Source organism: Kribbella catacumbae DSM 19601 (assembly GCF_000372465.1).
Lineage (GTDB): Bacteria > Actinomycetota > Actinomycetes > Propionibacteriales > Kribbellaceae > Kribbella > Kribbella catacumbae.
The window spans coordinates 36,680-45,623 of sequence record NZ_AQUZ01000067.1 but is presented as its reverse complement, the minus strand read 5'-3'; the positions used below and the strand labels follow the sequence as shown (position 1 = coordinate 45,623).

Annotated in this window: 7 protein-coding genes; 2 read left to right on the top strand and 5 right to left on the bottom strand. The window is 68.5% G+C overall.

From position 1 onward, the window contains the following. The coding region (locus tag A3ES_RS50105) for a DUF6788 family protein (protein WP_020390865.1) at positions 1-270 on the top strand (270 nt) is incomplete at its 5' end. Positions 271-374: 104 nt separating this feature from the next. On the opposite strand, the gene A3ES_RS50100 is transcribed toward A3ES_RS50105, so the two are convergent. From A3ES_RS50100 to A3ES_RS0139850, 4 genes are all read right to left on the bottom strand, one after another. Continuing rightward, complete coding sequence (locus tag A3ES_RS50100; RefSeq protein WP_020392442.1) at positions 375-1,343, bottom strand: gluzincin family metallopeptidase; 969 nt, start codon at positions 1,341-1,343, stop codon at positions 375-377. A 35-nt stretch (positions 1,344-1,378) separates the two neighbouring features. Next, complete coding sequence (locus A3ES_RS0139860; protein ID WP_026163629.1) at positions 1,379-2,242, bottom strand: MOSC domain-containing protein; 864 nt, start codon at positions 2,240-2,242, stop codon at positions 1,379-1,381. Between the two features lie 96 nt (positions 2,243-2,338). After that, positions 2,339-3,139 (bottom strand): spermidine synthase, encoded by an 801-nt coding sequence (locus A3ES_RS50095; RefSeq protein ID WP_020392440.1) that lies wholly within the window; start codon positions 3,137-3,139, stop codon positions 2,339-2,341. Positions 3,140-3,160: 21 nt separating this feature from the next. Then, a complete protein-coding gene (locus tag A3ES_RS0139850; protein WP_020392439.1) occupies positions 3,161-4,297 on the bottom strand; it encodes a glycerophosphodiester phosphodiesterase in 1,137 nt (378 codons plus the stop codon). A 174-nt stretch (positions 4,298-4,471) separates the two neighbouring features. On the opposite strand from A3ES_RS0139850, the gene A3ES_RS0139845 reads away from it, so the two are divergent. Next, positions 4,472-5,464 (top strand): malate dehydrogenase, encoded by a 993-nt coding sequence (locus A3ES_RS0139845; RefSeq protein WP_026163628.1) that lies wholly within the window; start codon positions 4,472-4,474, stop codon positions 5,462-5,464. A gap of 57 nt (positions 5,465-5,521) precedes the next feature. Here the strand turns inward: A3ES_RS0139845 and A3ES_RS0139840 are convergent, their stop codons facing one another. After that, complete coding sequence (locus tag A3ES_RS0139840; protein ID WP_020392437.1) at positions 5,522-8,860, bottom strand: S8 family serine peptidase; 3,339 nt, start codon at positions 8,858-8,860, stop codon at positions 5,522-5,524. Positions 8,861-8,944 lie beyond the last annotated feature (84 nt).

Sequence of the window (8,944 nt, the reverse complement as noted above, 5' to 3'; positions counted from 1 at the left end):
ACCATCACCCGCCGTCACACCCGCTGCGGCAAACCCAACTGCGGCTGCCACGCCGACCCGCCACGCATGCACGGCCCCTACTACCAGTGGACACGCAAGATCAACGGCAAGACCGTCACCCGTCGGCTCACCGAACACGAGGCGAACCTGTACGCCGAATGGATCAACAACGACCGGCAGCTACGCGCCCTCATCACCCAGATGCGCGACATCGCCGCCGAAGCCACCGAACTGATCACCAGACACGACACCAAGGCGGCCGAGGTTTAAACGCAAGCTACAAAGCGCCATCGGTAACAAAACCCGCCACCGGCACCCCGCAACCCGGCGGGACCGGTGACGAGTGCCATCCTGGAGAGCGGCGCACGAGGGGCCTAGGAGGATTTTCGCCGAACCCCGGAGGATTTTGCCCCCGACCCGGGACATTTCCCTCCGCATCCGCCGAGGGCGGATCGCCTTGGGTACCGGCTGAGCGCCGTCCGGCGGGTCGGCTGCCTGGCCGGTGTGCAAAGTGGGTGGGCTTGGTCAAAAGGGGGCGAATGATCAAGCGCTGTCGGGCCTGGCGAGGACCGGGACGCCCACGCATACCCGTCTCCGGCTAGCAAACGCTTCCCTCGGCGTGTCGGGGCCTCGGCGCCGGGGTGTGCGTGCGCAGCGGTCCGCGTCGCCTTCCGAGCCATGCCTGCGGCTCGGAGCCTGACCTGCTTGGCGATACTGACCGTCGACACCTGCTTGCCCCGGCGTACGGTCGAGGTCCGGCCGGTCGCGGGGACCTGGACGGCAGCGGGATGGTTGAGCCGTACTACGAAGTCGGCGGCGAGCGTGTAGTAGCTCTCGCCGATCCCGACGTCGGGTTCGAGATGCCAGCCGGCGCCGTCCCGAACCGCCAGTACTGGCAGGGCATTGCCAAAGAAGCTGTAGACGCCTGATCTCCCGAATCGGTCCGCCCGATCAGGCGCCGTCATCGTTACGTCGAAGGCGACCGAGGTCCGCTTGCCGGCAGCCAGCGCCCGCGGCAACTTCACCTTCACCGCGGTGCAGTTCACCGACGGCTTCGCCGCGACGCCGCCGCTGAAGTTGCTGACCTTGACCGGCTGCTTGCACCCGTCCCAGCCGTTGCCCCACAGCCGCAGGTAGATCTCGGCCAACGGCTTGCCCGACGTGTTGGTGAAGGCGATCCGCTCCCGCCCGGTCCAGGTCCGCCCGCTCGCGTCGCTGGTCAGCTTCACGTCGTACGCCGCCTTGCCGGGCCCGCGCGCACTGTTGCTGACGGCAACGGCCTCGGAGGTGAGCAACCCCGAGCAGAGCAACAGAGTGGACAGGAGAACGAAGACACGACGCACGGCGACTCCCCAGGACTCAGGTGGAGCCTCGCAGACTAACGAGTTGCAGGGGCGGGATCCGTGCCTTCGGGCAGCCAGTCGTGTACCAAGATCTCATCGCCCACGGTGACCACTCCCGGCGTCAGCACGGCGGCCTTCATGCCGAAGCTGACGCCGCCGCCGTAGTCGGGCTGGCGACGGTACTTCGCCAAGGTGCGCGTCGGCTCCGGCCCGCGCTTCTCCCCCGTCGCCTGATCGACCGTCGGTACTGCGCAGCGGATGGCGCGGGCCGCGTAGCCGAGCTCGAGACCGCCCACCGACGCACGCAGTACGCGATCTTCGGTGTGGGCGACGGGCCAGCCGGAGATGATGAGGTTCGGGCGGAAGCGGTTCATCGGGATCGGGTCGGCGCCCGCCTCGACGATGCGCTCGTTGAGCCCGTCCAGCGACGACAGCGACGTGACCAGCAGCGCGTGCGCATCGCCGAAGCCGGTCAGCCCCTTGTGCACGCCCCAGCCGGGCCGCTCGTGCTCCGGCGTGACCCGGACCAGCGCGACCGGCCGGCCGAGCCGCTCGGAGAACCACTCGTCGGCGGCGGCATCCTGCACCACGCCGGCACCGAACCAACGCTCGAACAGGCTCACGTCGCGCCGCTTCCCGTCGTACGCGACCGGTACTTCGAGGTCGTCGGCTCCGGCGGCGGACAGCCTTAGCGCCTCCCCGTCCCCCAGGACCTCGGTACGCAGCGCCGCCATCGCCGGCACGGTGCGCTGGCTGAGGAAGGTGCCGTCGGGGTCGACCAACATGAAGGTCCGGTCGTGTCGCAAGCCGGTCGCGAGTACGTCAGTACGGTCGACAGAAACCCCGGCAAGACCCTTCACCGGGTAGTACCTCAGCTCAGCAACTCTGGCAGCAGACACCCGGCCAAGCTACCTGCCGCCCGGCTCTGTCCGCCGCCTCTATTGACCGAAGCTGACGACGTTTTGTCGGGTTCCACTAGCTTAGGTTCGCCTTACTCAGCGGCCGAAAGTCCCTGCCGGGGCCGCCGGGGAGACGAACCCCTCGGCATCCGTCAGCGGTACCGCTTTGCCCGCGAGCTCAGCCAACGGCAGCACCTCGTACGGCGGTTGCGCACGCGAGCCGGCCGGCTCGGGGGCCGATGCGCGTGAGCCGACCAGGACGACGTTCCCGAAACCCTTGCCGCGCAGGACTTTGCGTTCGGCCAGTACGACGCCGTCGCCGAGTCCTGAACGCAGCGTCGCGGCGACCCGGCGGACGAACCCCAGCCCGGCGGTTCCATCGATCAGGTTGAACACGAGCAGACCGCTCGGCCGGAGGATCCGGGCACACTGCGCGACGAACTCGGCGGTGACGAGATTCGCCGGGACGGCCTCGCGGACAAAGGCGTCGACGATCACGACGTCGGCCGAATCGTCGTACAGGTCGGTGATGCCGGCCCGGCCGGTGGTGCCGCGGACCTTGATGCCGGAGCGCTTCGGCAGCGGCAGCGTCTCGCGGACGAACTCGGTCAGATCCTCGTCCGGCTCCAGCACGACCTGCCGCGAGCGCGGGCGGGTGACGGCGACGTACCGGGCGAGCGTCAGCCCTGCGCCGCCGATGTGGACGGCGGAGATCGGCTGCTTGCGAGGTGCGATCAGGTCGAGTACGTCCCCGATGCGGCGGACGTACTCGAACCCGAGATGGGTGGGGTCGGCAAGATCGACCTGCGACTGCAGCGACCCGTCGACGCGGAGGACAAACGTCCCGTCCGCCTCAGCCTCGACGGTCGCATTGCCACTACCTACCTTGCGTTCCACCCGGTCATCTTGTCAGCAGGACTACTTAGACTCCGCTTCGGCGGCAAGCGCGATGTCTGCGTTGTCGGAGAACAGTCCGTCGATGCCGGCCTTGCGGAACGTGTCGATCTCGGCGAACAGGTTGCCGGAGTCGGCCAGGACCGTGGAGCTGCGGAGGTTGGCCGGGAGGAAGTTGTTCTCGACCCGGAAGGTGTACGGGTGCACGACGAGGCCGGCGCGGTGGGCGTCGCGGACCAGTGCGGTCGGCGTACCGAGCTTGCCGGTGCTGTCGAGCGGGATGACCTGGTCCTTCGCCGGGCCGACGCCGTCGGCGTACGTGGCGACCTCGCGCAGGCCGTTGGCCGAGACGACGTCGGCGTACGTGCGCTTGTCACCACTCACGACGAAGTCGTACGGCGCGCCGGACGCGCTGGTCAGCTGGACCAGCGGGACCCGGAGCTGCTTGTCGAGCGCCTTCAGGTTCGCGACCTCGAAGGACTGCACGAACACCTTCGCGTCCGGGCGGTTGAGGCCGTTGCGGGTCAGCGTCTTGACCAGCTCCGGCTCGAGCGCGAGGCCCTGCTGCTGGAAGTACGTCGGGTGCTTGGTCTCCGGGTAGATCCCGATCGGCCGGTCGAGCTCGCGCGAAAGCCGCTTGGTCAGGTCGATGACTTCCTGCAGCGTCGGGACCTGGTACTTCCCGTCGAAGACCGTGTTCTGCTGCCGGAGCGCCGGGATCCGCTCCTTGGCGCGGAGCGTCTTCAGCTCCTTCAGCGTGAAGTCCTCGGCGAACCAGCCGGCCAGCGGGGCGCCGTCGAGCACCTTGGTCTTCTTCCGCGCGGCGAACTCCGGGTGCGCGGCGACATCCGTCGTACCGCCGATCTCGGGCTCGTGCCGGGCCACCAGCACGCGGTCCTTGGTCGTCACCAGGTCGGGCTCGATGAAGTCGGCGCCCATCCGCGCCGCCAGCTCGTACGCCGCCAGCGTGTGCTCGGGCCGGTACCCGGAAGCACCTCGGTGCCCGACCACGACGAAGTCATCGTGCTTGGCGGCTGCAGCGGCAGGCGTGGCAGCAGTGTTCTGGGACGGTTCGGACACCTGCGGCACGAGGATCGCGGCGGCGACCGCGAGTGCTGAGGCGGTCGCCGGGACGAACCGGCGGGGCAACACCGTTTTCATCGAAATTTCTCCTTACAAGTCAGGGACTGAGCACACCCTCGGTGGATCAGAAGGCGTGACGGCATCCGGTTGGTGAACGGGTGGTGTGGATCACCTGACCCACCGTCGCCTACGCCGGGCGGACTTGCTAGCGTCCGAACAGAGTCCGTCGTTGAATCCTTTGAGGAGCGTGTCGTGAGCAAATCACCCGTGAAGGTCGCCGTCACCGGCGCCGCCGGTCAGATCGGATACAGCCTGCTGTTCCGGATCGCGAGCGGTGCGCTGCTCGGGCCGGACACGCCGGTCGAGCTGCGGCTGCTGGAGATCACCCCGGCGCTGAAGGCGCTCGAGGGCGTCGTGATGGAGCTCGACGACTGCGCGTTCCCGACGCTGGCCGGGGTCGAGATCGGCGACGACGCCAACACCATCTTCGAGGGCGCGAACGTCGCCCTGCTGGTCGGCGCCCGCCCGCGCACCAAGGGCATGGAGCGGGGCGACCTGCTGGAGGCCAACGGCGCGATCTTCACCGTCCAGGGCAAGGCGCTGAACGAGCACGCCGCCGACGACATCCGGATCACCGTGACCGGCAACCCGGCCAACACCAACGCGCTGATCGCCCGCAGCAACGCGCCGGACATCCCGGCCGAGCGGTTCTCCGCGCTGACCCGGCTGGACCACAACCGCGCGCTGGCCCAGCTGGCCAAGAAGACCGGCACGCACGTGACCGACCTCAAGAAGCTGACCATCTGGGGCAACCACAGCGCCACGCAGTACCCGGACATCTTCCACGCCGAGGTGGCCGGCAAGAACGCGGCCGAGGTCGTCAACGACCAGACCTGGCTGGAGAACGACTTCATCCCGACCGTGCAGAAGCGCGGCGCGGCGATCATCGAGGCGCGCGGCGCCTCCTCGGCCGCTTCGGCCGCAGCCGCCACCGTCGACCACGCGCGCGACTGGCTGCGCGGCTCGGCCGACGGCGACTGGCTGTCGATGGCCGTCGTCTCCGACGGCTCGTACGGCGTACCGGAGGGCCTGATCTCCTCCTTCCCGGTCACCACGAGCAACGGCGACTACGAGATCGTCCAGGGCCTGGAGATCAACGACTTCTCCCGCGCCCGCATCGACGCCAGCACCAAGGAGCTCGGCGAGGAGCGCGACGCAGTCCAAGCCCTCGGCCTGCTCGGCTGACCTCCGCCAGCACCGACGAACCCCCCGGGACATCCCCGGGGGGTTCGTCGTTCGAGGTCAGCGCAGCGGATAGGCGCCGATCACAGTCTGGTCGGTGGTGTTGCCGGCGGCATCGGCCACCTGCGCCTTGAGCGAGACGGACCCTCCCTTCGGGGTCACGAAGATCGCTTTGTAGCCGGCCCCGGATCGCACGACAGCCGCGGCCTTCCAGGTCTTGCCCTCATCGCCCGAAACCTGGATCTCCAGCTTCGTCACCGTGGGCAGGACAACGCCGGGCGTCCCGTCCAGCACGACCGGCAACTCGGTCACCGCGGTCCGCAGTACCGTGTTCCGCTGGTCGACGGCCGGCTGGTACCGGACCGTGCGGAGCGGCAACGACGTCTCGGTCGCCGTCTTCGCCGAACTGAACGTCGACGTCAGGTCGATCCTGGTCGAGAAACTCGAGTACGACGGCCGCGTCAGCGACGTGACCAGCTTGTACTGCGCTTTTTCCGCCGGGAGGTCGAAGGCTTCGGCCGCTCCGAAGTACGGGAACTCCGCGATCTGCTGGCCGTTGCGGTAGAGCTTGCTGCTCTGCGTGTCCGCCCGGGTGCCACCACGGTTGCCACCCGCGTCGGCGGTAGAGGAAAGGAGGACGAGCAAGTCGTTCCCCTGCCTGCTGACAGTGTTCGGCGCAGGACCGAAGGCGGCCGCGTTGAGCCGCTGCCGGTAGGTCCGTCCTGCCTGGTACTGCTGCCCGCTGGAGCTCACCACGGTCACCTCGTCAGGTCGCGGCCCTGGCGCCAGACCAGCGACGCGGGTGCTCCACTCGGCCGGGGCCGCGTCGAGATACAGCCGGGTGGTGGCGGGTAGGTCATGGACGATGTTCGGCGAAAAGGTCCCGGGGACCCCGGGTGCCGCCCCGCCGAGCTCCCGCAGGCCCGTCCGGTCACCGGTCGCGTTGAGGGTCTGATCCACCACGGCCAGGTCGGCCGCCTTCACCGTCCGTTCGAATCCGGTGGGGAACCGGCCCGGCATCGTGATCAGCAAGCCGTACTGGAAGGGCGTGTTCTTGAAGTCCCCGTTCGGCCCGGGCAGTCCCCAGTGCGACGAGACGAACCCGGTGAGCTGCTCGGCGGGCGCCGATGCTCCCAGTTGGGCGGTGTAGGCCTGACCCATGTAGTCGGAGATGAGGGACGAGCGCAGGTCGCTGGTGCGGTCGTGGTTCCAGCGGACGTAGCCGACGCTGGTGATCATGACTCTCGCGTCTGCCCGCGGGACCGTGGTGTTCACCGGCTTGGTGCTGCGGACATCCATCACGATCGTCGTGTCGGCATCGAGCTGCAGGGTCGGTTGGACGATCTCGAAGTTGTTGTAGTCCTCCCTCCCGGGTCGCTGCGCGTAAAGCCCACCCGAGACGTGATAGCCCGCCTTCGGCAGCCGGACCCGCGCCGTGCCGTCGCGCACCTCCGGGCTCTCGAACAGGTAGTCGTCCAGCCCGAAGAGCAAGAAGTTGGCATCCTGCGCGGGCTGACCGTCGGGACCGATCATGCTGAGCGTCAACGTGTGGCTCTCGACCTCCTTGGTCAGCCAGACCGGCGTCACCAGCGTGGTGTCGGCTGACTTCGCGGTGATCCGGCCGAAGTAGTTGCCGTCCGCCCCACTGTGGTTGGTGTCCGAGGTCGCCGTGACGGTTGCCGTCCCTCCGGCCGGGACGGTCAGCGTGTCAGCACTGAGCTTGAGCGCACCGGCCGGCGCCGAAGCACCGTCGGGTCCCGCCAGCTCGGCCGAGAGATTCAGCGTCACCGGCTGGTCGCCGAAGTTGCGATAGGTGACGTCCTTGGTCACCGGAGCGTCGTCGGTGTGTGGCCACAGCGCCGTACCGAAGCCAAGGCCGGTCGGCTCGACGATCAGGGTCTGCCTGATCGCCTTGGTCAGGTCGATCCGGCCCGCGCCCTGCTCGAAGATGCCCTGGTCCGGCGCGCTCTTCGCCGACGCCATCAAGGCGCCTTTGAGCTCGTTCGCCTTCCAGGTCGGGTGCTGCTGAAGCAACAGCGCCGCGGCGCCCGCGGCGTGCGGCGTGGCCATCGACGTACCGGAGAGGTTCAGGTACTGGTCGCCGACCGGTACGCCGATCGTGGAGTCCTTCGACTTCGCCGCCACGATGGCCACGCCAGGCGCGGTCACATCCGGCTTGAGCCCTCCGTCGCCGGTTCGCGGGCCCCGGCTGGAGAACTCGGCCAGCTGGTCCTGCTTGTCCACCGCGCCAACGGTCAGCGCCGCGTGCGCACTGCCCGGCGATTCCACCGAGGATTCACCGGGCCCGCTGTTACCGGCCGCGATCACGAACAGCGTGCCCGTTTGTGCCGTCAGCCTGTTGACGGCTTCCTCGAGCGGATCGACCTCCGGGGTGTCGTAGCCACCGAGGCTGAGGTTGACGACGTTCGCCTTCACCACGGTCGCCGCCCACTCCATCCCGGCCAGGATCGCGGACTCTGGGCAACCCCAGACCTCACAGACCTTGCCGTCGTACAGCTTCGCGTCCGGGGCAACGCCCTTGTACTTGCCGGCCGACGCGGCCGCGGTACCGGCGATTGTCGAGGCGACGTGGGTTCCGTGTCCGACCAAGTCTCCCGCCGATTCGTCGGTGAAGTTCGCGGCACCTGCCAGTTGAGGCGCCAGATCGGGGTGAGTGGAATCGATGCCGGTGTCCAGCACCGCGACCGACACGCCCTTGCCGGTATAGCCCGCCTGCCAGGCCTCGGGGCCGCCGATCTGCGGGACGGACTGGTCGAGCGAGACGTGCCGCTTGCCGTCCAGCCACACCTTGGCGATCCCGTTGGACGCCAACGCCGCCGGCGAACCGAACCGCAGCCCGTTGACGAAGGCGGCCGTGTCCTTCTTCTGTACCTTGACCGCTGATCCGTTGATCGCCGGCAGCGCCCGGTGGACGGTGGCCCCTGGCAAAGCGCCACGTTTCGCCTTGCTGCGGTACGTGACGACGAGCGGGATCACCTGGCTGGCCCGGTCGTCGTACCCGGCCTTGATCAGCCCTTGGATGTCGAACAGCCGGCGGTCCAGCCGGCCGGAGCCCACCGCACCACTCAGGTCGGAAGGAATCACGAACAGCTGGTCCTTCACCCGCTGCGTACTGAACGTCATGTGCCGGCGACCTGGTCCAGGCTCGACCGACGCCTTCGCCGAATCGCCGCCCACCAAGGTGACCCGATCACCAGTGAGCAAGGTGACGTGCCGGTCCGCTGCCTGGGCGGCAGGCCTCGCCACAGGACCAGTCGGGGCCGGCCGGTTGGCTACTGCCTGCTGGGATGCCCCGGTCATGCCGGTGGCCAAGACGGCGAGCGAGGCGGCGGCTGACAGGCCGATCCGCCTCGCTCTCGAGCTCGGTGTGAAAACCACGGTGACTACCTCTCGCTCATTCGATTCAGGCGCGCACCTCCTCGTGTCTGCTCACGCCGTCCGGTTCCACTTGCCAAGCTGTCA